The following is a 24,716-nucleotide window of genomic DNA, read 5'->3' on the forward strand; positions in this document are numbered from 1 at the left end:
ATTACAGCGGCGATTAAGTCGCTGATTGATTACAACTATATTGTACTAGGAGGTGAAAAAATGTCGTCCGCCCAACTGTTTCCGGTAAAGAAACTGCAGGATTTTTCCAATGAAATCTTATTAAAGCTCAACGTGACCCCCGGCAATGCCGAGATTATAACCGATTCCCTGCTTACTGCCGACCTCAGGGAAGTCAAATCCCACGGTATAGTCAGGCTGCCTGTATATATCGGTCGCATTGAAGCCGGCGTAATGAAAGCCGACGCTCCGGTAGAGGTGCTAAATGACCGCAGCGCCACCGCATTAATAGACGCCAACAATTCTTTCGGCCAGGTCGCCGGGCACAAGGCCATGAAGCTGGCGATAAGCAAGGCCCATAAAAACGGGGCGGGAATAGTCGCGGTGAAAAATTCCAACCATTTCGGCATTACGGCCTATTATTCGATGCTGGCCTTGAAAGAATGCATGGTGGGAATCGTGCTGACCAACGCCTCGCCGGCCATGGCCCCTTACGGGACGACTGCGGCTCTCTTGGGGACGAACCCGCTGTCTGTGGCTATACCGGCGGCGAAGCAGGTGCCGATAGTGCTCGATATGTCTTCTTCCGTGGTGGCCAGGGGTAAAATCAGGTACGCTGCTCTAAAAAATGCTGCTATCCCGCTTGGCTGGGCCCTGGACAGCGAAGGAAAACCGACCACCGACCCGCAAAAAGCGCTGGCGGGAAGCCTTGAACCGATTGGCGGGGTTAAAGGTTCCGGCCTGTCCCTGGTTATTGACATCTTATGTGGGGTGCTGACCGCAACAGCTTTAACCGGCGAAGTCTTAAACGTGACCGACTTTAGCGGCCCGTCCAAGACTGGCCATCTTTTCTGCGCCCTGAGCATCTCCAGCTTTAGCGACCCCGCCAAGTTCAAAGAATCAGTCGACGCGGTCATTCAGCGGATCAAGGCGCTTCCTTCAGCCGGCGGAGGCCCCGTATACCTTCCCGGTGAAATCGAACACAACAATACCCTCAAGAACCTGGAAAACGGCATCCCTCTCGATGAGGAAGTGGTTGAATCTTTGAATAAACTGGCGCGCAAGTATGGGGCCAGCCCATTGACTTAAAAATCGACCGGCAATCTTGGAACCTCATCCTCCCTATAAAAGCATTACCCGTCAAAACTTTCGAGGGGTAATGCTTTTTTAACGGCCCGTGCTTTTAAACACGGGCCGTTAAGGCGTTCCAGCAGCTTGTCATCCTTTCAAGTGTTCCGGGAGGGGCGGTGCGTAGGCCCACACGATTTTGAACGGCTCATCGCCGGTGTTGATAATCTCGTGCTCTACCCCGATCGGCGAAAAAATGCAGGTGCCGGGATAAAGCTCATACTCCTCCCCGCCGGCAATAAGCTTGCCCCTGCCGGAGACCACGTACATGGCTTCTTCCTGGTCGGTGTGCTTGTGCAGGGGGATCCTGCTCCCGGGTTCCGTCACATTCGTCCCCATGGAAATCTGTCTTGCACCCACGGTCTTTTCGCAAATCAGAAGTTTCGACACGCGGGGAGGTTCTCTCCTTGTTCCCTCCACTTCGCTTTCCCTGACAATCAGTTTCTTCATCGTTTCATACCTCCACAAAGTAATTTTGCCATATAAACGGCGGCCTTTCCCCTTGCCTGCCGGAAGTCAAGCCGGTACACAAGGGCTTTCCCTCAATCAATCGTTTTCTTCGTAAATCGCCTCCTGAGGGCATGTATTCATGCAGGCATAGCATTCTACGCATAAACTGCTGTCAATTTCCACTTTCCCGTCGGTTTCGCTGATTTTCGGGGCGCCAACAGGGCAAACCGAAACGCAAACCGCATCGCCACTGCATTTTGCTTTATCCACTTTGAGCACCGATGACCCTCCTGATTCGTTATTAAAAATACTGGATTGATTCTAAGTCTATCTTACTTCGGTTTTATTCATTAGCGCAATTTATGTTTATAATTGTATTTATCGGTTATGCTTATTAATAACGTTCAAGTTTGCCGCTGCAGGCCGCCTTTGAACACCTCAACGATTCCCTCGTCGCCGTTTACAATGACATAATCGCCGGTTTCGATTATTTCTATCGGATCCCGATCAAAATCCGTAACAGTCGGAATGTTTGCGATCATGGCGGCAAGGACCGTCAGGGCGCATCCTTCTCTGTAGACGAAGGCAGCCGGGTTGACCCCGTAAGACCTAGTCCTGCCGTACCCCATAAAGCCGCCGGAACCTCTGGGTTCAGGAAAAACCAAAACCTTGCCCTTAAACGGGACCTGGTACAAGGGGTGGTTTCTTTCCGTCGTAAAACCTCTTTTTTCATCCACATTTCCCCAGCCCATTAAAGGCTTTTTTGACACAAGTGCTTCTCCTTCGGCAATACCGCCGATCACCTTTCTGCCGCGGAGAACGATTTTTTCTGTGCCAGTATTCATAAGTATTACCTCCATTCGCCTTTCCATTTGCCTGTGATAGCCGCCTGGATGCAATCTTCCGTAGTTCCGTACCAGACCTCCAGCTTTCTTGGATGAAGATGCCCGGTCATGTAATAATTCAGTTTTGCCGCATCCGTGGCCATAACCGCGGCTGGCGGCATCTCCCCGCGCATCTCTCCAGCGCAGGTACCCGACAGGAAATTTGCTCCCGCCCGTTCGATTATGGCCTTGTACCCCATGGCCTCGGCGATTTTGTACGTCCAGGGGTTGGTCATGACCCACAAACTCGTCTTGCACCTTTTGCCCTCAAGCAGCCGCGCCGCTTTCTGGATTTCCTGAATATTGTAGTGGGGACAGCCCAAGTAAACAAAGTCCACATCGTCAGTAGAAGCAAAGTTCAGCATTTCGTAAACCCTTTTTAAATCACTGCGGGTTATAGTTATTCGTTTTTTTATCTTGTCGCCTTTAAACGCAGCTTCCAGGGTAGGCGCTTCAGGGGTCAAGCCGGGAACGTGATACATCCGTACCTCGCCGCCGGTGTTCAGCGATGAGTTCATTTTGACCAGCTGGCTGGTGGTCGGTTTGCCGATGCCGACTATGGCCGGGACTTTGAGACCCACGGCTTCCCCTACCGCCCAGCCAAACAGGTCATAGTCCATGTCGGTTTTTAGTTCGGCCTCACACTCCACCAATACCGTCGCCGCCCTGTTTTCATCGAGATGCATGTCATAGGCCGGAACCTTTCCTAAGTATGCGGTTTGGAAACATCCATCAATGTTTGTCCTGGCTCCCAGTATGGCATTGGCCCACGGGATCGCAGAGCTTTCCCCCCACGAACAGTGCTGGCCCACCGTGGGCCAATACGAGCTGACCAGGTAATAATTGCATGAAAGGGTGGGAATCATCCCCATTTGTACATATGGTTTAATGTTTTGCAGGCACTTTTTGTGGTATTCCGGATCGCTGTTGGGCCAAGTGCAGCAGTTTTCCCACCCGTCGACAATAAAGCCGGGAGCAATAGGTTTATTGCCAAAAGTGGGTACCTTGAATTTCTCGCCCCTTTTAGCCGCCTCCTCGATTTCTTCAATAGTAATGCGGTAATCTGGGACCCAGGAAGACTTTAAACCGGGATGCAGGTCCGCCGTCCCGTCGATGTCAACCAGCCTTTCCGCACCTGCTGCTTCACCGTAGGCGACTAGAAACTGCATGCATTTTTGGGCCAGATAACCCTGCTCGCCGTCCAGTATCCTTTTTTCTTCATCGGTCAAGCGCATCTCAATTCACGCTCCTCATAATTTTTCGTGTCTGTTCGTCCGCCGCCCGTTAATGATATGCTGGAAAAAACCGGACGACGCTACCATATTTGCAGCAATTATAGCTCGATGTAAAGTTCCTCCACCTTTTCCGGCAGCGGTACGCCGTTTTCATCCCAGCCCATCAGCGTATAATAATACTTTTTTGCCTTTTCCAGCGCTGCCGGATCGAGAGTGGGCTTCCCGGACAGCACCCCGCCGATCTTGGGCTGGAAATAACGCTGCGGCAATATATCGTAGGCAGCGGTGAATCCTTCCCGCACATTGAACAACCTGGCCGTTGTCAGTATCCGCTCAGCTATCCTCAACAGTTCCGCCGCGCTGGTGTCCCAGCCGGTTACGGCCGCAGTAAGGGCGGCTATTTTCTGGTAATCCAGGATTACTCCCGTGAGATGGCATAACAGCAGGCTGTCGTACAGCACCTGTTTGAAATGCTCCACCCTGAACAAAGCCACCTTGCGGGGCCCAATATCGTATACAGGAACTGTGTCATGGTATCCCAAGGATTTCAGCGGGTTGATCCCTGCATCCGCCGCATACTTGCCGTCCATGATATTGCAGCAGTGATCGGCCCCGTGCGGATTAATCATAAAGCCAAGACCAAAGCCCGGCATGAGCCTTGGTTCATGCTGCCCAGGTTCCAACCCCTTAACGTGCATAGCGAACCTTTCCGATCCCTTCCCGATTTGCTGAGCAAGCCTTAACGTCCCTTCGGCAAGCAGCCTGCCGAAACCCTCCTTCTTGGCGATAAGCTCAATGCATTTCAACATCGCCCCGGCATTTCCCCATGTCAGTTCAATGCCGCCCGTGTCTTCAACTGTCAGCAATCCGTTCTCAAAGCACTCCATGGCGAAGGCTATCGTTCCGCCCACAGAAATGGTGTCCAGGGAGTAAGCATTGCACAGTTCGTTACCTTTGACTACGGCCTTCATATCATCTATGCCCAGGTTGCTGCCCAATGAGGCGATTGTTTCATATTCGGGTCCGCCATAGGCAGGATCCACCGGATAGGGATCGTCGAATTTTATCCTTTTTTTGCAACGCATGGGGCAAACATAACACCCCTCCATTCCTATCCGGACAGTATCTTTCATGACTCCGGCATGGATGTTCTTTACCCCCGGAAATACTCCGTCCCGCCAGTTGCGGATCGGCAAATTGCCGACCGCCTCAAAACCGACGATTTCCGGACCGCCGGTACCGTACTTCATCCATTCCATCGTGCGCCAGGATGTCTCTATCCGGTGTTGGGTATCCTTGTTTTGTTCCGCAACTCGTTCCGGGCAGCACGCCTGCGGCGTCCAGGTCCCTCTGACCGCGACCGCCTTTAGATTCTTTGAACCCATCACCGCACCCAGGCCGCCTCTGCCGGCAGCATCATAACAGCCGTTCATTATGCAGGCATACCGCACCTGATTTTCCCCACCGGGGCCTATCAAAGATACGCGTATCTTATCGTCGCCCAGTTCGGAGCGGATGGCCTGCTGCACTTCTTTTACGGTTTTGCCCCATAGGTGGCCGGCGTCCCTTATGCTTACGTTTTGATCTTTTATCCAGAGGTAAACCGGCCGGTCAGCCTTCCCTTCCACAATCAGGGCATCGTACCCGGCCCTTTTAAGCTCGGCCCCCCAGAATTCGCCCACCTGCGAAAGGGCTATGCCCCCGGTCAGCGGAGATTTGGCGCCGACGGCATTGCGCCCGCTCGCGATTACGGATGTTCCGGTAAGAGGCCCCAGGGCAAAAACCAGTTTGTTTTCCGGCCCCAACGCGTCTATACCCGCTTTAACCTCTTTAAGAAGAAAATAGGCTATGAATCCATTCCCGCCCAAGTACCTCCTGTAAAACTTCTCATCCTTCTTTTCCACGCTGACGGTTCTGTCCGTCAGGTTTACCCTGAGAATCTTTCCCGCATATCCACCCGGTGTTCCTTCAGCCATTTCCATTCACCTCCGGATCTCTCAGCAAAATTCTCCCGCAGAATCGCTGCAAAACGAATATAAACGGATCTTCTCTCTCCTTTTTGGTTATTGACAATCAAAACCCTAAGATGCACAATTATTTATAATGGTTAGTCCATTTCTCAATATCATTGCCGTGGAGGTCTAAATGAGAGGGCAAGCAGACCGGAGAAAAATCCTATTTGTTACAACCCTGGGAGCATTAATGGCTCCCTATGTCTTCTCTTCGATAAACACCACCTTGCCGTCAATAGGGCGCGATCTGTCGATTAATGCCGTGCTGATGAACTGGATTGCCCTGTCCAGCGTGCTGTCGGCAGCCATGTTCATTATTCCGATGGGTAAAATTGCCGACATATACGGTCCACAACGGGTTTTATTAATCGCGGTAACAGTGCATATCACAGCCTCGTTTTTGTGCGGCGTTTCTTCTTCGGCGGCGATGCTGATCGCTTTTCGAGCGTTGCAGGGGATCTGCGGAACCACGATGATGGTTACTACCACCGCAATCATATCGTCAGCCTATCCGCCGGGTGAAAGGGGGCAGGCGCTCGGTCTGAACGTGGCAGCGATTTATATAGGTTTATCCCTGGGTCCTTTTATTGGAGGCATCCTTACGAATAATTTCGGCTGGCGAAGCGTCTTTTTTGTGGTGGTGCCCGTCGGGGCGCTAATGATCGCCCTCCTGCTAAACCTTAAACAGGAATGGACAGTCGCACAAGAAAACAGGTTCGATTTCAAGGGTTCGTTGATTTTCTCCATAGGGCTTTTCGGCCTTATTTACGGACTGTCCACAATCAGCAGCGGCCGGGCTGGCCTGACCATGGTATTCATTGGTTTGCTTGCTCTGGTTGTGTTTGGTTTCTATGAGGCAAAAACTCAAGACCCGGTACTGGACGTCAGGTTGTTAACAAGCAACAGGATCCTCTTGTTCTCCTCGTTGGCCGCGCTAATAAGCTACAGCGCCACTTACGCCGTCAGCTACATGTTGAGCCTGTATTTACAGTACATAAAAGGGTTCCCGCCGCAGCAGGCCGGCCTCGTGCTTGCCATACAGCCGGCCACGCAGGCCTTTTTTTCCCCGCTGGCCGGCAAATTGTCCGACCGGGCTGAACCGCAGAAGGTCGCTTCCCTGGGTATGCTGCTAACGGCAATGGGGCTGCTGTCCCTTTCCTGTTTAACGCCGGATACCGGGCAGCATACTGTTTTAGGAACTTTGTTTATTTTGGGCGTTGGCTTTGCCTTTTTCTCTTCTCCAAACTCGCTGGCAATAATGAATTCCGTAGCCAAACAACATTACGGCGTGGCCTCAGCCATTATTGCCGTCTCACGTTCGATCGGGCAGACGTTGAGCATGGGCATTACAACCTTGACCATGGCTTATTATCTGGGAAAAGCGCATATCGACCCGTTAAATTACCATAAGCTGCTCATGAGCCTGCGTGCATCGTTCACCATTCTATCTGTCCTTTGCGGTCTGGGCATTTTCGCTTCACTCGCCAGGGGTAAAACGCGCAGCACGGCAAACATGCAAGGCAAGGAATGATATGGAATAAGCTTACAAAGCGCGCAGATAAAGTTGCTCCACGTCTTGGGGCGTGGTTTGCCTTGGATTTATCTCAAAAAGGGTGCTGCGCAAGGTGTCGGCAAGCAAACGCGGTATATCGTCTTTGGTTACTCCCAACTCTGAGAGATTATTGGGTATCCCGAGCTCTTTGTTCAGCTTTCTCGCTTCATCGATCAGCATTTCAGGTTCAAATCTGTTGCCGCTGGCTGCCCCTGGTTTAATTAGGCTGTAAATCTTTTTGTATTTTCCGGTATCAGACAGTGCGTTGAATTCCAACACATGCGGGAAGAGCACGGCGTTGGCCACTCCGTGGGGGATATGGAACAGGCCGCTCAAAGCATGAGACAAGGCATGAGTGTTGCCGGGGCGTGCCAGGGACTGAGCCACTCCCGCAAACATACTTCCCAGAAGCATGTCCTCCGCTGCCTCCAGATTCCTCCGGTTGGCCACAAAGGCACGAAGGCTCCTCCCAATCAGTTGCAGGGCTTTTTCCGCCATGCAGTCCGTAAAAACATTGCCGGTCAACGAAAGATAGGCTTCAACCGCATGGATCAGGGCGTCCATTCCCGATGAAGCCGTAATCGAGGCCGGCAATGTTGTGATTGCCTCCGGATCTAAGAGTGCGTACTCCGGCACCAGGTTATTTCCTCCAATAACCATTTTGAATTTATTATTGTCAGTAATAACCGCAACCCGTGATACTTCGCTCCCTGTTCCGGCCGTAGTGGGTATGGCAAAAATAGGTGCCACCTGGCACTGGTTGTTTGGCCTTTCGTAATCTTCAATCTTTCCCCCATTGATAGCAACTAAGGCTGCAGCCTTGGCCGCATCCATTGCGCTGCCACCGCCCAAAGCCACAATTCCTTCGCATTGGTTTTCAGTAAAACATTTGACAGCTTTGGCCACGGTTCTTGTGGAGGGGTCGGCTTCGATGTCAATAAAAACAGTGAAATCTATGCCGTTCCCGCTTAACATTCTTTCCACGTTTTTTCTTTGCTGTTCCAGAGCCGGATCGGCCATGAGCAGAACCCTTTTCAGGTGCCTGGCGCTTACCTTTGCGGGCAATTCCTTCATGCAGCCGGCGCCGAACGTCACTTCTCCCCTCATGCTGAACGAAAAACGTTTATACATTTTCACATCACCTGTCTCAATTTTTTGAGGCCATACTCGGATGATAGATATATTATTTGATATCAAGCGCCGCAATCGAATACTGCTGCAACAAAAAGAATATGGGGGGATGCAGTCCTCATGTGCATGGAAAGCTGCATCCCATTAATACCGTAATAATTTCTGAGCTGTTTACAGCTTGTTAAATTTTATTCAGGCATTGACCGTCCCTGACTTTCCTCTGATAGAGGCGTTTATTGCAACGCCTCAAACGACTTGATCAATTCTTCACCTTCCGGGCCTGAAATGCCTTTAACCTGTTCCATCAGCGATTTGGTTGCCTTTACGAATTCAGCATTTTCGGCATCGGTCAAATGGTAAACTGTTCCATTGGCGTTCTTTATCGCGTCGATGGTGTCTTGCTTCATTTTAGCCGATAAATCACGCATATAGACCATCAACTTTTCGGCTGCTCTTTGGACATCCGCCTGCTGCTCCTTGGTCAATGCGTTCCACGCCTTTTCGCTCATCATCAGCCCGCCGAATATCTCCTGGAGAGTGGTGAAAGTTATGTAGTGCGCCGTTTCATAAAGCTTTTGGGGTCCCGTGATCGTCCAGCCACAGTATGCCACATCGACAGTATTGCGCTCCAGGGCCACAGGCAGGTCTCCCAGCGGGATCGTCACCGGGCTCCCGCCCCACAGTTTGATTGCCTCGCCAATCCATTTGCCGGACACACGCACCTTGAGGCCTTTTAAATCCGCGGGGGACTTAATCAGCTTTTTCATGCTGGTAAACGTGGTTGTTCCCCCCTGTTCGGACGGCGCTATGTATTTGACCCCGTATTTGGCAAAGATTTTTTCGACTATGGAATGGGTGGCTTTGTCCAATTCCATGTACTTGTCGCCGCGGTAAGCTCCAGGCACTTCAAACGGGGTAAGCTCCTTGATGGTGGGCGATATATATGACACGACAAAGTGAGCAATGTCCACATTGCCCTTGCGAACGGCATCAAGAGCATCTTTATTTGAAACCAGAGAAGCGGCGGGATAAACTTGAACCTTGATCTGACCTTTGCTTTCCTCTTCCACACATTTGGCAAAATAGTTGTACGCCTGACCGGTTAAACTGGTTTCCGTATTGGGATAACTCAGCTTCAGCGTTACCTGTCCTCCTTGCGCCTGGCCCTCGTTTCCTGCAGGCGCTGCGCTTTGCTTGGAGGAAGCGCCGCTGCATCCTGAGAGGGCTGCGAAAGCAACCAAAACTATAATAAGCAACACGCTGACATAAACCTTTTTACTGTTATTCATGCAAAGGACACCTCCTTAAATTTAGTTGCAATCGACTTTAGGAACCTGCCTGCCAACAAGGCAGCATCCGGCACTAGCCGCTAACCAGTGCAACTTATCCTTGCGGCAGTGCCGCAGACGGCCCGATTGCCTGCATAGGTTTTAGAAAACCGCCCTGTTCATTGGAAACCACCTCCCCTTCTGTTTTCTTGGCGGTTGCCGCCTGTCAGTCTCGCCGCCATCCGGTTAAGCCGGTCCCAGCATTCAACAAAATCACATCCTGGAGGGAAGATATAGTGCAATCTCCGGAAATATTGTTATTATTATCAAGGCGGTTATCAATACCAGCACATAAGGGAGAGTGCCTGTTATTATCTTGTTCATCGGCACATCCGTAACGGTTCTGATGACAAACAGATTCAAGCCCACCGGAGGGGTAATCATCCCGATCTCCACGCACAGGGTGGAAACAACCCCCAGCCAGATGGGATCAAAGCCAAGGGCAATGATGGTGGGATATACGAAAGGTATGGTAAGAATGACCATGCTGCCGGGATCCATTAAGCACCCCAGCATAAACCACAAAATGTAGAGCATGGTCATGACCAGCCATTTGTTCAGGCCGGAAGCAACTATGATTTTGGCAATCGATTGGGCCAGCCCCAGATAGCTTATGACGTAGCTCAAGGACAGCCCGCAGATGACCAAAAAGAGAATCATGGTGCTGGTCCTGGCGGCGGCGGGCAGCGTGCTGATGAAAAGTTCCTTGGTCAACCTTCTCAAGTAAAGAACGAGCAGCATGGCCCCGATGGCGCCGAACCCCGCTGCTTCGGTCGGGGTGGCTATCCCGGAATACAGGGAGCCAATAACCACAAATATCAATACAAAGGAAGGGATGAGAAGCTTTAAGTCCTGGCCGATGCCGCCCGCTTGCTCCTGGACAAAGCTGGCCGTTTCCTCGTCAACCTGCCTGGATGAACCTTCTTGAAGCGCAGGATTCAATTTAACCCTGATTACAATGAACAAGCAGAGAAGAAAGCTGATCAGCAGGCCGGGCAGGATACCGGCAATCAACAGTTTGGCGATGGAGTTCTCGGTGATTATTCCGTACGTGACAAAGGTGATGCTGGGGGGAATCATTATGCCCAGAGTCCCGCCGGCGACAACCGTGCCGACTGCAAAATCCTCCCTGTACCCCCGGTGGATCATTTGTTTGATCGAAATTCGCCCTATCGCCGCAGCGGTGGCCGGGCTGGAACCGCACAGGGCGGCGAACACCGTGGAGGCCAGAGTGGCGCTCAGGGCCAATCCTCCCTTTACCCGCTGAAGGTATTTATTCAACACCATGAAAATGTCCGCCGCAACGTTACCCCTGGCCAGGAATTCGGCCATTAGAATGAACAGCGGCGCTACAAGCTGGTTCATGCTGGTGCCCTGGTTAAAAGCCATGGTGCCTATCTGCGCCAACTGGTTTGGAGATAAATAAAGCAACGTTGAAGCAACTGTCGTAAACCCCAGGGCAAATGCTACTGGAGTTCCAATAAAGATTGCCGTTAAAAGAATCGCCAGCAGGGTTATCAAAACAAGTATCAATTAAATGACCTCCCCTTTGAACTTCAATGCGTTCTTTCGGGCCGCGTTCCTGGAATCATAGATACTTTTGACCGCCGCTGATCAAATCTGAAATGATGCAGATCACAGTGACAAACATCATTACTGATCCCACGAGCATGGCCGCATACAACAAAACAATGGGAATCTGCACGTTTGCCAGGGTAAGCTTATTTAGTTCCAGGGCGTCCTTTATCATCAGAACGCTATCCCCTGCAAGCACGACAATATAAACCAAGGCCAGCAAATAACCGGTGACCGCCATGGCCTTCCTTGCCTTCACGTCCCAGACCTGGCCAATCCTCTCCCGGATAAAGTCCACAGCCACATGTCCTTTTTCCTGAAAAGAATAAGATGTGCCCAGGAATATCGCCCAAATCAGCATGTACAAAGAAATGTCCATGCTCCAGGAAGTCGGGCTTGCAAAAACGCTGCGCACAATGCCTTCCATCACGGATAGTGCACCGATTATGAGTATTAACAGGCCGGATATTATCCCCATGATCAGATTGAAGCGCGACATAAAATGCGGGTATTTCAACACTTTTCACCTCCCTGTGACAAGCTTCCTAACGCTCCTTATTAACCTTATTACTCCTATTAAGATTAAGGTCGCTCACCAGCCCCGCCAGATTCAAAGTTTCAAGTTTCCGCGGCGAAGGCAGGCCCGTGGTTAAATCCCACTCCATTTCCTGGTAATAGGACCTTCTGGCGGTTTCCATATCGATGGTTACCCCGGCGGTTGGCCCGGCCTTCAACGGCGGTATTCCCTGCGCCCTGGGGGGAAGCCTGAAGCCTTGCGGTTCAAGACCCTCCCTCAGATTGAAGCAGTGCCTTAAAGTGTTGATCCTCTCTCCCGCCACCAGGGCCTCTTCCAGGTCAAAATCCTTCCATCCGGTAACCGCCTGGAAGGCCTCCAACAGCGGGTAATGGTTATACCCGAATTTGGTGAACAGGCACATGCCGGCCGAGTTAAAGAACTGGAACCATTTATTGAGAATCGCCAGCGGCTTGCCTTTCGAGTTGTAATCGTATTTCTTGCTGCCCAAATCATCCAGGCCGAATTGTGCCAATTCCTTATCCGACCAGCCATGCTCGATGAACCCGACGCCGCCGGTGGTATGGCGTCCCGGAGTCGGATCCAGAACATAACCGTACCCGAAGCCCGGCCAGCAGCGCGGATCGTGCATTCCCAGCTCCTGCCCGCCCACGTGAATGGCAAACTCTTCGGCAGCCTGCCCAATTTTTTCGGCTGCGGCCTTCACGCCGTCGGCCAGAAGCGCGCCAATGCCCTTCCGGTCGCGCATCATCTCGATCAACGGGATGACAGCGTCCTTGTTTCCCCACTCCAGCGAAAGGCCGTCCGTATCTTTTTCAGTTATCAGGCCTTTCTCATAACATTCCATGGCAAAGGCCACCGTCGCGCCGGCTGAAATCGTATCAAAACCGCAGCGATTGCATAATTCATTGACTTTGATGACCGTTTCCGGATCATCAACCAGGCACATGCTCCCGAACGCGGCCACGGTCTCGTATTCCGGCCGGTGCGTCAGATACGTCTTTCCATCGGCATCTTTCATTTCCAATATGGCGCCGCACACAATCGCGCACTGGGCGCAGGCGTATTTTCTCTTCATGTACTGTAAATAAACATCTCCGCCCAAATTGCTCGCTTTTTCCAGCGGGTAAACTTCCTCCGCGATCCCTTTCCAGTTCTGGATGGGGGCATCCTGAATCGCGATGTTTTTCAGATATATCCCTACGGTGCCTAGTTTTCCGATGTTATTGGCCAGTCTTGTCCTGGTTTTAATGTCTTCTCCCATGCGGGCCAGAACCTCCCGGTATGCGGACTCGTCCGCCACAGGGACCTGCCGGCTCCCTTTTACCGCAACAGCCTTGAGCAGTTTCGATCCCATCACCGCACCCAACCCTGACCTTCCTGCCGCCCGGCCGTAATCGTGCATAATAGCAGCAATTTTCGACCGGTTTTCCCCCGCCTGGCCAATCAAAGCCACCGCGGCACCGGAGTCCACCTCTTGTTTAATCATGTCTTCGGCATCCGAACTGTCTTTGCCCCACAGATGACCGGCATCGCGTATTTCTACCGCCCCGTCGGTTATCCATAAATAAACGGGTTTTTTCGCCCGGCCGGTGATAAAGACCCCGTCATAACCGGTGCTTTTTAATACCGGGCCAAAATTGCCTCCGCAGCTGGAATCTCCCCAGCCGTTGGTAAGCGGCGATTTGGCCACCACATTAAACCTGCCGGCGCCGTGGCACCTGGTTCCGGTAAGGGTGCCGGCAACAAAGCCGAGAATGTTTTGGGGTCCAAGGGGATCAGCCCCGGCTTTCATTCTTTCATAAAGAACCCTTACGCCTAGCCCGTAACCGCCAATAAACTCCCGGTAAATGTCCTCGGTTAATGCTCTTTCTTCATAGGCATTACTCGTGAGGTCCACAAACAGCACCTTGCCCATGTATCCTCCGGGCATCGACATTATCAGCACCTCCCCAAATAATTGTCAACCAATTGCCAGACTGTACAGCCGTTTCATATCCTCGGGCGTGGTCTGGCGGGGAACAAACAAATAAATCCTTGTCCGTTGCGCGTCTTTCAGGAGTAGCGGGATGCAATCCTGCGTTACCCCCAGTTCAGAGAACCGTTCAGGCAAGCCGATATCCTTGTTCAGCTTCCTTATCTCTTCAACCAGCATCCCGGGTTCGAATCTATCTATATCAGGGGCATTCGGTTTAATCAGGCTGTATATCTTTTTATACTTACCTTTATCCGCCAGGGCATTGAATTCCAGTACGAACGGGAAAAGCACGGCATTAGCCACCCCGTGCGGAATATTAAAATAGCCGGTTATCGGGTGAGAAAGGGCATGGGCTTGACACGGCAAAGCCAAAGAAAGGGCTATCCCGGCGAACGCGCTGCCCAGGATCATGTTTGATGCTGCCTCCAGATCAGCCCTGTTGGCAACAAACGCGCGAAGGTTCGGCCCAATCAATTCCATGGCCTTTTCGGCCATACAGTAGGAAAACACCGACCCGGCCAGGGAAAGATATGATTCTACCGCATGGATCAAAGCGTCCATTCCCGCTGCTGCCGCCACGGAGGCAGGCAGCGTCGCCAGCAGCTGCGGGTCCAGGAGCGCACAGGCCGGCAGGATTTTATCGTTTAGAATAACCATCTTGTACTTTTCTTCATCAGTAATAACAGCGTTGCGCGTAACTTCACTGCCGGTACCGGCCGTGGTGGGAACGGCAATAACCGGCGGTACCGGGTGGTCGACGGGAAGGTAATACCCGGCAAAGTCCTTGATTTTCTTTCCGCTTTTCCCCACAATGGCTATGCCCTTGGCGGTATCCATCGCGCTTCCCCCGCCAATGCCGACAATACCATCGAAGTTGTCATTCACGAATATTTGAATTCCTTTTTCCACCGTTTTATAGGACGGGTCCGGTTCAATATCGGTAAATGTGACATATTCAATGCCATGGCGCGTCAGCATGTCTTCAACCCTGTTGATCAGCCCTGTTTTGACCAGACCCGGATCGGAAGTAATAAGGACTTTTTTCATATTCCGGGAGATGATTTTTTCCGGCAGCTCCTCTAAACAGCCTGACCCGAACGTCACTTCTCCCTTTACGCTGAATGTCTGATATCCCATTGTCACTCACCTCGCCAATATCCAATATAATTTCAGAATAAATTGATTGAAAACTTCATGGAAACTTCACTATTGGTTCTGCTCGACAATTTTTCGCAGCCTTTATTCCACCAGCACGGCGCCGTCGGACAACGGCCGAACCACACGCCTGTATATCGAAAGCCATCCGCTGTCATCCTTGGTGGGCCAGGCGCCCATGCGGGCCCGGCGTGAGGCGAGTTCGTCTTCCGGTACCTCCAGATTGACCACGCGCTCCTTGACATCAATGGAAATCATGTCGCCGCGCTCCACCAGCGCGAGCGGTCCGCCTTCCGCCGCCTCAGGACTGATTTCACAAACCAGCAGCGTTTTATTAACCAGTCCCGACACATGGCCGTCGGTCACCACCGCCACCTCCCCGGTCAGGCCGGCACCGTCCAGGGCAAAGATGACGCTGGAAAGCAGCCCCATACCAGGATTGCCCTTCACGCCGAACCCCCTGAGCACAAGCACCTCTCCGGCCTTGACATCGCCTCTCTTCAGTCCTGCAATTGCCTCCTCCCGCGATTCGTATATAACGGCCGGGCCGCGGAATTTGAGCGGTCTGTCATCAACAACCGCCAGCTTCACGATCCCGCAGACCGGGGCCAGCGAACCACGGACCAGTACGATTGACGGCCGGGTGGAAAGCGCGCGGTCCACCGGGTATATTATTGTTTCGTCAATCACTTTCGCCTCACGCAAGATCTCGCCCACTGTCTGCCCGGTAATTGTCCTGGCCTCCTTGTGCAGGAAGCCTTCCAGTTGCTTCATCACCGCTCTTGTGCCACCCGCAGCCTCAAATTCTTCAATCGTGTGCTGGCCATTGGGCCGCACTGCAGTCAACAGCGGGATGCGGCTGGCATATTGCTCGAACAGGCCGTAAACGTCTACCTCGCACTTCGCTTCCCTGGCCACCGCCTGCAAATGCTTGATCGTGTTGATCGACCCGCTCACGGCCAGCATAACCATGACCGCATTGGCAAACGCTTCCGGCGTCAATATATCGCGGGGCTTTACGTCTTCCCAGACCATCTGCACGATTCTTTCCCCCGCCAGGCGCACCGTCTTCCACATGTTTGAGCTGTTGGCCATCACCGGCGTGCTGCCCGGCAGGGCCATCCCCAGCGCCTCGGATACGCAGTGCATGGAATTGGCAGTCCCGAACCCCGGACATACGCCGGGCCCCTGGATGGCGGTTTCGGTCATTTCGGTCAGTTCCTCAAGCGTAATCTTGCCGGAGGCATAATGGCCGGCGTTGATGAAGACATCTTCAATGTCGCAGTGCTCTCCGCGGTACTTTCCGCTGGGTTGATAGCCGCAGGCGATGATCAGCGTGGGGATGTTGAGACGGGCTGCCGCCATCAGCTGGCCGGGCGCCGTTTTGTCGCAGGAGGCCAGGCATATCATCCCGTCAAGCTGGGCCCCTTCCACGGCAACCTCGATATCGTTGACAATCAAATCACGTGTCGATTGGATATAGCCGCCGGTGCGGCCCACGGCCGTGATAAAATCGCTCGGTGCGGCGGTGCGAATCTCAAACGCCAGCCCCCCGGCAGCCCGAATTTCCTCTTTGAGCCTCAGCGCTATCGCGTCAAGATGGGTAAAGCACAGGGCCAGGCTGGACGAAGAATTGACAATGGCAATTTTCGGTTTTTCCATGTCCTCATCCGTAAGCCCGATGGCCCGCCAATGAGCCCGCCGGCTCGCCCAGGCCAGAGTCCCCTTTTTAAAATTGCTGCGCAGTTCCGTTTTCGACTTCATCGGTTTCTCCTCCTGTTCCTGTCAATTGGTCCTACCCCGCACCATCCTCGTTGAACAACTTTATTAAAAGCTAAAAATTAATTCAATGCATATAAACTCGATCGGTTAATCGGTGCGCTCCACATTGTCTTTAACCCGTTCCGCCAGTTCAGACAAGGCGATGTCATGTACGCTGCCGGAACCCGCAAGGTCAAGCGCGTGGGCTGCCGCCGCACCCATGGCGATGCACGGTCCCATTACGCGCACGCTGGAATGCGCGGCCACATCGCCGTCCAGGCAGCGGCCTGCGGCCACCAGATTATCTATACCGGGAGGGGTTAAACTGCCAAACGGCACGTAATGCACATGGTCCTCGGAAAACTGCTCCCAGTAATATCCTTCCAGCGAGTCATGGATTTCAATAGGCCATGCCGTCCGCGCGATCGAATCCGGAAAGCGCCTGCCGGAGCGCACATCATCCGCCGTCAGCTGGTACCGTCCAACAATCCAGCGCGTTTGCCTGATTCCCGGCAAGGCGTAGGCGCGAACCCGCGCTTGACCAAAATTTTGCGGAAACTCATTTTTTAGAAACTGGAACACGCGGTCAGCCTGGGCCTTCCCCTCGAGCGTCTTTAAAGAGGCTGCAACCGGTTCCAGCGGCGTCTCCTCGTGGGTCAGGTTGACGGTTACCGTTCCGCGGGGAGGGAAAGGGAAGACCTGGCCGACCGCCCGCACCAGCCCATAAGCCTTCCCTTTTTTTCGCATTACTTCGGACAGCTCGTCCTTGTTCGGTAATCCCTGATACTCGACTCCTTCCAGCACCATCATATGGCTGCCGTAAATAGGTCCGTCCACCGGCTCGCGGCAGGGGAGCCCGGCATGCCAAGCCAGCGCGGCATCTCCGGTGGCATCGACAAAACCCGCGGCTATTACCTTCAAGTCGCCGTAGCGCGTGGCCAGTTCAAGAGATTGTATCCTTCGCCCTTCAACAATTGCCCCGCGCAGAACGGCGCCCAAAACAACCACGATCCCCGCCCTGGCGACCTCTTGCTCGATCCAGCGCGCCAGGTCCACCACGTCGTACATTACCGTGGTCCAGGCTCCGCGCCGGTAATGGAGCGCACCTGCCCGGCCAAGGTCGCGCAGTATGTCGTCGGCGATCCCGTGGGTAAACTGGTAAGGATTGGGACCGTTGGAAAACAGGCCGCAAAACATGTGGATCATCGAGTTCACGGCCTGACCGCCCAAGGCCGGCAAACAGTCAAACAGTATCACCCTGCGCCCGAGGCGCGCGGCTTCAAGCGCAGCCGACACCCCGGCAATGCCGGCACCCGCCACGCAGATGTCGGCGGTTAATTCCTGCGCAGGAACCGTGCCTTCTCTTTTTACGGTGCGTGTGGCGGTATTCAATCCCTTCCCTTTTTCCATACCGTTCACCTCTTATCACAATTTATTCAGCAATTAAAAAGCAATCAGAGATAACAGTTCGATGACTTATAATTGATTAAATGGTAGGACCTTTATAATGACTACCAGCCCTTGATTTGCTGAGAACACCCATAAATGATGACAGGTAGTACCCTGCCATCGCCACATTTATGGACAGTATCAGACAATACAAGCAATCCAGGATCACCGGGACTTAACCAGCGATTGCGGCAATTATTGGGCACACCTGTACTCGAGTTAATCCGGCATTGTAACAATCAGCCTTCTGTACTGGACACCCTTTTCCTGCAGCTCGGACGCAATTATTTTTTCCAAAACGGCCCTGGAGGTCAGACACTCTTTACAGGCATCAGGTCCGGCTTCGATTATTACCTCGATGTCGCCGTCGGCGGTTTGCCCGGCTTTAAGTACATATCCTTGCACAGCCAAGGAATCAGCAGTATCGCTCAAAGCTTCCTTCAGCATTTGCCGTCCCTTCTTTCGTCCCAGCTTTTGAATCCGTATGTTCCTTATCTATCTCCATTTATCAATCGATTTGGTCACTCCGAGCATCGGAGAAGCCGCATCAAAGATCATGAAATATGGATTCGTTTGCCCGCCCACCACCACAATCGAAATGGCTTCCGGCCTGTTGTATTTTGGTATCATGACCTCGGGAGCGAGATACTGGTACCATCTAGGATACAGGTTGTGGCGAACATCCACCGTATAGATGAAGCTGTTTCTCCATTCTTCTATGCTCCGTTGCAGGCTCAACCACATGAATTCCTGCACGTCTTTTTTGCTCATCCCTTGTTCGGCAATCTGTTTGGCCAACAGGGGATCCAACAGTATGACCAGGCCCCGCCAGGGATTAAAGCCGATGGCGCTGTCCATATTCCTGGCGGTCCAAACCATGTTGTCGAGACCGAGCCCTTTGCCGCTAAGGGGAGTGGAACGAAAGCCCCATGTCTTGAAGAGCGTAATCGTGCTTTCTTCCGGCTTATACCCTTTGTCCACATGGAACGGCTGCCACGGGCTCTCTGCTTCATTTTCGGAAAAGGAAAACCCGTACTTCAGAGGGTTGCCCTGGGAGGAGACATTGCGGTTGCTCGGATTGGACCCTCCCAAATTGATCAGGAACAACCTTATTGCCCGTCCGATTGTCGCATTGGCGCAATTGCCGGTCCCCAACGCATTTATCCCGCAATTCATGCCTATTTCCCCGGCGTAAGGGCCGTTGATGAACCCCCAATAAGCGAAGGAATTTGTGCTGCCGGCATCCGACTCCGTGTCCAGGCTTGGTTCGGTCATCGCTTCGGCCGCCGCCAACAAAACCGGCATGTATTCCGGCAGGCAACCCGCCATGACCCCGTTGATGGCCACTTTTTCCACCGTGACTTCCCACTTTTCGGGATCCATCCTACCAATGATCTCATCAGGAGAATGGCTCGTTCCCTTGAGCATCTCTTTCACTCTATCCTCGGTAGGCGGAATAACCGGCAGACCATCGCTCATCGCCATGTCCACAAAACTTTTGTGCACCTGCCACAGTGTCCCTTCCATTACGACCCTCGGCCGGGGCGTCGCCTTGATAACACCGGTTTCCTGCTCTTCAGGGGTGAGCGGAGAGGTCAGCCCTCGTACAATGTCCTCATAAGCCGCCTCGAGCTTGGCAGGGATCGTCTTCTCGTCGACGTCGGCGATGGGGTGAGGCAGGGCCACCATCCTCACGCGGGGCATCTTGTAAATCTCGGCGGCTGCTTTGGCGTCCCGCCTGAACGGCGTCGTGATTATTGCCACCGTCGGAATGCCGAGCCTTTCAATTCTAATCTGCATGTGGATACACCACATGGTGCAGGTCCCTCAGTCACCGAGAGCCACTATTGCGGCGTCCGCCCTCTCTTCGATGGTTTTCCACCACTCCTCGCTTTCCGGTTTCATAAAGCTGGTGTTCTTGGGGTAATAAACCAGACGGGCCGACGGCACCCTTTTCTCCATCATTTCCATTGCTGTCTTTAACAGGACATCTGATCCCGGTTTCCCAATATCGACAAAGAAGACCGTCTTGTCGTCGAGTGCCGCCAGCCGTTTGCTGGGAGGCAGGTACTCAATGTCGGGCGGATTGCCTCGAGGATCCAGGCATCGATAAACGCAATCCCTATTCTCCAATTTGAATCACTCCTTGGACCAGTCGATTTGTTTATCAGGATTGAGCATAAAACATTTCTTTGCTGGACTGCTTCCCTTTTACGCAGTGAACCAGGCATTCGTTGCAGTTCTGGTAGCCCATGTATTTGGTCGACAGCTGCATATAATAGTCGATGTCCGGGTACATTTGTCTATATTTGGGCACAAGTTGCACCGCTTCCGCAATGCTGTTGCATTTCATCCAGTCTTCCGGCGGCTGCTGCCCGCCGCTCCCCTTGTACAACCCCCAGGAGGCTCCCCACACGCATCTCAACCGATTGAACCCTTCGCCGGTTTCGTTAATGGCATGCACCGGGCACCGCCGGGCAGCATTGCAGACGGCGCACCCCTCGCAGCCCTGTCGTCCGGTTTGAGGGCCGTCAATCTCGAGCGCCGCGCTGGTTATAACAGCTGCGAAAAAGACCCGGGGCCCATATTGGGGGGTAATAATCAGCATGTGGCGCCCAAATTCTCCCAAACCAGCTTGTTCGGCGGCTTTCCGCAGGGATATGGTGCCGACCCACCTCTTTTCGTCCCTGCCGTGCGAGGGGGAAACAGGCACGGCTATATAGCCTGTTTTTTCGATGAAATACGCCAGGTCGAACACCAGGTGCTGCAGATTAAAGAACATGGTCATGTACGACGCCACCGACACCCCGCCGTTAACGACCTCCAGCTCATCTATCGGCCCGTCAAAGGGAGGGTGCGGGATTTCCAACGCGCCGTAAGGCATGCGCCTGGCGACCACGACCACCGAGCGCGCCTGCGGCAAAATGCGGAACGGTGAAGGGTGACCGTCCGGCGACCCGTCCAGGGACGCCGGATCGGTGATCCCGACCAGGTCGGCGCCAAGTCTTATCGCCGTATTTTTGACCTCGTTCGTCAGCGCTTTCTTCATCCCACTGGACATCAAATGTCACGCCCTTAATAATTTTATTTTTTCCTCCAGTTTTTTCCCGCAGCGTCAACATCACTTCAGTTTATTAAACGCATCGATCAACTCGGCCCCTTCCGACCCGGCAATCTTCTTGACTTCTTCCATCAGGGGCGCCGCCTTGGAGTTGAACGCCGCATTCTCGGCATCGTTCAGGACATACGCGGTGCACTTGGCGTCGCTCAGCACCTTTTTGAACTTATCGCGTTCGTCGACAATGAGCTTCATGCTGTAGACCTTGAATTTCTCCATCGCCCGGTCGATGGCGTCCTGCTGGTCTTTGGTCAAGCTGTTCCATTTCTTTTGGTTCATCATCACGCCGACAAAGGTCTCCTGCTGGTTATTAAAAGTGATATACGGCGCCGATTCATAAAGTTTGAAGGTGTTGGTCGCTATCCAAGTGGTATACGCCGCGTCCACCGTCCCCCGCTGAAGGGCTGTCGGCAGATCGCCAATCGGAACGGTGACCGGGGCTCCTCCCCACAATTTGACGGCCTCGCCCGCCCATTTGCCGGCTGTCCGTATCTTCAATCCCTTGAAGTCCGCCGGCGTCTTCAGGACCTTCTTTTTAGAGACATACACCATCGTGTCTTGCCCGATCGGTCCGAGGTACTTAACCCCGTATTTATCGAAAATCTTTTTCACAATGGGCGTGGTCAATTTGTCAAAATCCGTAAACTTGTTGCCAGGATAAGCCCCCGGTATTTCAAAAGGCGTCAACTCTTTCATCGTGGGTGTAAGGTTGGCCACCTGGAAGTGCGCAATATCCACGTTGCCGGCCTGTATCGCTTCGAGCGCGCCCGCATCCGACACCAGGCTGCCGGCAGGGCTAACTTTTACCTTAAGCTGCCCTTTGCTTTCTTCTTCAATGGTCCTCGCCAAATATTCATAACTGAGGCCGCTGATGCCGTTGGGCGGCTGGCTGTGACTGAGTTGCAAGGTAACGGGCTGGGGTTGAGCCGTGTTTCCCGCGGCTGGCGCTTTATCAGCGGCCGGTTTTTGCTGGCAGCCGGCCGCAAAAACAAGGGCCACCACCACCAAGAATACAAGTGCCTGGATGGCGTAATTTTTTTTCATTGCCATTCTTATTCCTCCCCAAATTTTAATTTTTTGAAAACTCAAGGACCAGGGTTGGACGCTTCGCCAGAGGCTCCTGAAAAATACCCGTTCCAGTCTTAGATATGCCTGTCCCTCCACCACCTCTTTTCCTTTTTTTGTTCTCTATTCGCCTTACATCTTCGAGGGCAAATAGGTTGCTATCTCCGGGAAAACCGTCAGAATGGCCAAGGCCAAAGTGAGCAGTATAACGAAAGGCAAGGCGCCGACGATCACTTTTTGCATCGGTATGTCACATGACGACTTGATAATGAAGAGGTTAAAACCGACCGGCGGAGTGATCATGCCGATTTCCACGCACAAGGTGGAAACTACTCCCAGCCAAATGGGATCAAACCCCAGAGCTATGAGGGTGGGATAAATGAACGGTATGGTTAAAATGACCATGCTGCCCGGATCCATCAAGCATCCCATAATGTACCACAAGCCGTACAACAAGACGATAACCACATATTTGTTGATTCCAATCCCCACAATCAAATCTGCGATGTCCTGGGCCAGGCCAAGGTAGCCGACGGCATAGCTCAGCGACATCCCAAAAATCACCAAAAACAGAATCATTGTGCTTGTGCGGGCTGTGGCTGTAAGCACATCCGTCAGAAGCGGTTTGGAGAATCTTCTTAACAGCAAAACGATCATCAAGGCTCCTATGCCGCCAATTCCGGCTGATTCCGTGGGGGTAGCCCAGCCTGTATACAAGGAACCCAACACCAGAAGTATCAAAATTGCGGGAGGTATGATCAGTTTAAAATCCTGGTAAACAGTGGTGCGGCCGGAGATATCGTCGATTTTGGGGTTGGCCGCCTCCGCAGCCGCCTTCTGTTCTGCTGCTGCCAATCCTTGTTCGATCAGCTTGGGGTTCAATTTAACCCTGATCATTATGAAGATGCACAGCATGGCGCTTAACATGAGACCAGGCAAAATCCCCGCGATCAGCAGCTTGGCAATGGAATTCTCGGTAATGATGCCATACATGACAAAGGGGATACTGGGAGGAATCATAATCCCCAACGTGCCGGCAGCAGCCACCACCCCTGCCGCGAACTCCTGCCTGTATCCCCGTGCGACCATCTGCGCGATGGATACCCGGCCGATGGCCGCCGCCGTGGCAGGGCTTGATCCGCAGAGGGCGGCGAAAATGCTGCACCCTAGCGTGGCACTAATGGCCAAGCCGCCTTTGATCTTGTGGAGATATTTGTTTAAGACCGTAAAGATATCTGCCGCAACGTTCCCCTTAGCCAGGAATTCGGCCATCAGAATAAACAGCGGCACCACCACCTGGTTAATGCTTATCCCTTGCTCATAAGCGATACGGCTTATTTGTGAGACCTGAGACGGATTCATGAAGAGTACGATGGAGGCGATGGTGGTGAAACCCAGAGCAAAGGCGACCGGTGTGCCAATAAGAATTGAAATCAAAAGGATCGCTATTATGACGGCCAAAACCGTTAACAATGTTAGACCTCCCTCGCCATTTTTTAATTCCCGTGTCTCTTTATTCTGATAATTTTATTGATACTTTTCTCCCCCGCCAAACAAATCAATGATGGCAAAACCAACCGTCAACAGCAGTATCGCCGACCCGACGACTATGGCTGAATATAAGAATATGATGGGCACTTGCACATTGGCGATGGTTAGTCTCTTCAGTTCCACCGCCACTATGCTCATTTCAATACTAGTCCATAGCAGAACGGCGATCACCAACAGGGAAAGCAAATGACCCACCAGCGACAGCGCCCACTTTGCCGCCCTGCTCCAGCGTCTCCCAATTGCGTCCCGGATAAAGTCCACCGCTACATGGCCCTTTTCTTGATAAGAATAAGATGTGCCCAAAAAAATGGCCCAAATCAAAACGTACCGGGAAACGTCCATGCTCCAGAATGTCGGGCTGGAGAAAACGCCCCGCATGATAACTTCCATTACGGACAGCAGTCCGATAATTAAAATCAGCGCCCCGGACAGGATTCCCATCGCCTTGTTAAAATGAGCCAATAAATCCGGATACCTCATCACATCACCTCCAAATGTATTAAGCCCCCCAATTTTCAACTTGCTGCCGTGAGGTGTTGCCGATCTTATCCATCATCTGTGGCCTTAATCGGAATATCTTAATCTTATCTTATCGCCACTTGATTAATTGGTGCAATTTATATTTCTTATTATATTTATCGTTATATCTTATTAATGTCAGCAACTTGAAGGCCTTTTCCCGTTGATTAAAAAGTATGAACCTGTCGGCAAAACGCTTCCTTTCTCTGCGAACAAAAGCGGTCACTAGCCAGGCCAGGTTCAATAAGCTCAACACTTATCAGATTGAGAGC

Annotated in this window: 22 protein-coding genes; 2 read left to right on the forward strand and 20 right to left on the reverse strand. The window is 52.6% G+C overall.

Translation table 11 applies throughout. The annotated features are described in order from the left end of the window. A partial coding sequence (locus NUV48_11755; protein MCR4442812.1) for an Ldh family oxidoreductase occupies positions 1 to 1,107 on the forward strand: 1,107 nt, incomplete at its 5' end. A gap of 129 nt (positions 1,108 to 1,236) precedes the next feature. On the opposite strand, the gene NUV48_11760 is transcribed toward NUV48_11755, so the two are convergent. The 5 genes from NUV48_11760 to NUV48_11780 all read right to left on the reverse strand — a co-directional run bounded on the left by NUV48_11760 (position 1,237) and on the right by NUV48_11780 (position 5,691). Then, a complete protein-coding gene (locus tag NUV48_11760) occupies positions 1,237 to 1,596 on the reverse strand; it encodes a cupin domain-containing protein (GenBank protein MCR4442813.1) in 360 nt (119 codons plus the stop codon). Between the two features lie 96 nt (positions 1,597 to 1,692). Further along, entirely contained in the window at positions 1,693 to 1,875 is a 183-nt protein-coding gene (locus NUV48_11765) for a 4Fe-4S binding protein (GenBank protein ID MCR4442814.1), read from the reverse strand. 125 nt (positions 1,876 to 2,000) lie between these two features. Then, a complete protein-coding gene (locus NUV48_11770) occupies positions 2,001 to 2,441 on the reverse strand; it encodes a DUF126 domain-containing protein (protein MCR4442815.1) in 441 nt (146 codons plus the stop codon). Positions 2,442 to 2,446: 5 nt separating this feature from the next. Continuing rightward, positions 2,447 to 3,715 carry an aconitase X catalytic domain-containing protein gene (locus NUV48_11775; GenBank protein ID MCR4442816.1) on the reverse strand — a complete coding sequence of 423 codons (1,269 nt, stop codon included), beginning with the start codon at positions 3,713 to 3,715 and terminating at the stop codon, positions 2,447 to 2,449. Positions 3,716 to 3,813: 98 nt separating this feature from the next. Then, positions 3,814 to 5,691, reverse strand: a complete 1,878-nt coding sequence (locus tag NUV48_11780) for an aldehyde ferredoxin oxidoreductase family protein (protein MCR4442817.1) — start codon at positions 5,689 to 5,691, stop codon at positions 3,814 to 3,816. Between the two features lie 169 nt (positions 5,692 to 5,860). Between NUV48_11780 and NUV48_11785 the strand changes: the two genes are divergently transcribed. Beyond that, complete coding sequence (locus tag NUV48_11785; protein MCR4442818.1) at positions 5,861 to 7,258, forward strand: MFS transporter; 1,398 nt, start codon at positions 5,861 to 5,863, stop codon at positions 7,256 to 7,258. A gap of 12 nt (positions 7,259 to 7,270) precedes the next feature. Here NUV48_11785 and NUV48_11790 read toward each other — a convergent pair whose 3' ends face one another. The 15 genes from NUV48_11790 to NUV48_11860 form a co-directional block, all read right to left on the reverse strand. After that, the gene (locus NUV48_11790; GenBank protein ID MCR4442819.1) at positions 7,271 to 8,410 is read right to left on the reverse strand and encodes an iron-containing alcohol dehydrogenase; all 1,140 of its coding nucleotides are present in this window, start codon (positions 8,408 to 8,410) and stop codon (positions 7,271 to 7,273) included. 233 nt (positions 8,411 to 8,643) lie between these two features. Next, positions 8,644 to 9,699 carry a TRAP transporter substrate-binding protein gene (locus NUV48_11795; protein MCR4442820.1) on the reverse strand — a complete coding sequence of 352 codons (1,056 nt, stop codon included), beginning with the start codon at positions 9,697 to 9,699 and terminating at the stop codon, positions 8,644 to 8,646. Between the two features lie 252 nt (positions 9,700 to 9,951). Continuing rightward, positions 9,952 to 11,271 (reverse strand): TRAP transporter large permease, encoded by a 1,320-nt coding sequence (locus tag NUV48_11800; protein MCR4442821.1) that lies wholly within the window; start codon positions 11,269 to 11,271, stop codon positions 9,952 to 9,954. Between the two features lie 55 nt (positions 11,272 to 11,326). Beyond that, the gene (locus tag NUV48_11805; GenBank protein ID MCR4442822.1) at positions 11,327 to 11,833 is read right to left on the reverse strand and encodes a TRAP transporter small permease subunit; all 507 of its coding nucleotides are present in this window, start codon (positions 11,831 to 11,833) and stop codon (positions 11,327 to 11,329) included. 25 nt (positions 11,834 to 11,858) lie between these two features. After that, entirely contained in the window at positions 11,859 to 13,787 is a 1,929-nt protein-coding gene (locus NUV48_11810; protein ID MCR4442823.1) for an aldehyde ferredoxin oxidoreductase family protein, read from the reverse strand. A 24-nt stretch (positions 13,788 to 13,811) separates the two neighbouring features. Continuing rightward, positions 13,812 to 14,963, reverse strand: a complete 1,152-nt coding sequence (locus tag NUV48_11815; protein ID MCR4442824.1) for an iron-containing alcohol dehydrogenase — start codon at positions 14,961 to 14,963, stop codon at positions 13,812 to 13,814. Positions 14,964 to 15,065: 102 nt separating this feature from the next. Further along, positions 15,066 to 16,745, reverse strand: a complete 1,680-nt coding sequence (locus tag NUV48_11820; protein MCR4442825.1) for a dihydroxy-acid dehydratase — start codon at positions 16,743 to 16,745, stop codon at positions 15,066 to 15,068. A 105-nt stretch (positions 16,746 to 16,850) separates the two neighbouring features. Further along, positions 16,851 to 18,152, reverse strand: a complete 1,302-nt coding sequence (locus tag NUV48_11825; protein ID MCR4442826.1) for an FAD-dependent oxidoreductase — start codon at positions 18,150 to 18,152, stop codon at positions 16,851 to 16,853. A 258-nt stretch (positions 18,153 to 18,410) separates the two neighbouring features. Next, positions 18,411 to 18,638 (reverse strand): hypothetical protein, encoded by a 228-nt coding sequence (locus tag NUV48_11830; protein ID MCR4442827.1) that lies wholly within the window; start codon positions 18,636 to 18,638, stop codon positions 18,411 to 18,413. A 48-nt stretch (positions 18,639 to 18,686) separates the two neighbouring features. Continuing rightward, positions 18,687 to 19,991, reverse strand: coding sequence for a hypothetical protein (locus NUV48_11835; GenBank protein MCR4442828.1), 1,305 nt, complete (start codon positions 19,989 to 19,991; stop codon positions 18,687 to 18,689). A gap of 27 nt (positions 19,992 to 20,018) precedes the next feature. Then, complete coding sequence (locus NUV48_11840) at positions 20,019 to 20,324, reverse strand: hypothetical protein (protein MCR4442829.1); 306 nt, start codon at positions 20,322 to 20,324, stop codon at positions 20,019 to 20,021. 34 nt (positions 20,325 to 20,358) lie between these two features. Continuing rightward, positions 20,359 to 21,252 (reverse strand): hypothetical protein, encoded by an 894-nt coding sequence (locus tag NUV48_11845; GenBank protein MCR4442830.1) that lies wholly within the window; start codon positions 21,250 to 21,252, stop codon positions 20,359 to 20,361. A 60-nt stretch (positions 21,253 to 21,312) separates the two neighbouring features. After that, positions 21,313 to 22,359, reverse strand: coding sequence for a TRAP transporter substrate-binding protein (locus NUV48_11850; GenBank protein MCR4442831.1), 1,047 nt, complete (start codon positions 22,357 to 22,359; stop codon positions 21,313 to 21,315). Positions 22,360 to 22,506: 147 nt separating this feature from the next. After that, positions 22,507 to 23,847, reverse strand: a complete 1,341-nt coding sequence (locus NUV48_11855) for a TRAP transporter large permease subunit (GenBank protein MCR4442832.1) — start codon at positions 23,845 to 23,847, stop codon at positions 22,507 to 22,509. 54 nt (positions 23,848 to 23,901) lie between these two features. Beyond that, entirely contained in the window at positions 23,902 to 24,405 is a 504-nt protein-coding gene (locus NUV48_11860) for a TRAP transporter small permease subunit (GenBank protein MCR4442833.1), read from the reverse strand. Positions 24,406 to 24,716: the final 311 nt, after the last annotated feature.

This window comes from Peptococcaceae bacterium, assembly GCA_024655825.1.
In the GTDB taxonomy this organism is placed as follows: domain Bacteria; phylum Bacillota; class Peptococcia; order DRI-13; family PHAD01; genus JANLFJ01.